The 252-nt window shown below is 45.6% G+C and carries 2 tRNA genes (1 of these 2 only partly in view); both read right to left on the bottom strand.

From position 1 onward, the window contains the following. Positions 1–58: transfer RNA gene (locus HMPREF0083_RS28995), tRNA-Trp, on the bottom strand; it reaches 132 nt to the left of the window's first position. A gap of 68 nt (positions 59–126) precedes the next feature. Continuing rightward, positions 127–200 (bottom strand) — tRNA-Met (locus HMPREF0083_RS08085). Positions 201–252 lie beyond the last annotated feature (52 nt).

The following is a 252-nucleotide window of genomic DNA, read 5'->3' as shown; positions in this document are numbered from 1 at the left end:
GAATCGAACCCACACTGGAGGTTTTGGAGACCTCTGTTCTACCGTTAAACTATGCCCCTGTATTTTGTGTATATAGTCGCGATATTACTACTTTATACTATTATCAAGAAATGTCAATAAGAAAAATAGCGGCGGAGGGGATCGAACCCCCGACCTCACGGGTATGAACCGTACGCTCTAGCCAGCTGAGCTACACCGCCATAATTATGAATAGTAATATGGTCGGGAAGACAGGATTCGAACCTGCGACCC

The organism is Aneurinibacillus aneurinilyticus ATCC 12856 (genome assembly GCF_000466385.1).
GTDB classification, from domain to species: Bacteria; Bacillota; Bacilli; order Aneurinibacillales; family Aneurinibacillaceae; genus Aneurinibacillus; species Aneurinibacillus aneurinilyticus.
This window is presented reverse-complemented; position numbering and strand designations above follow the sequence as displayed.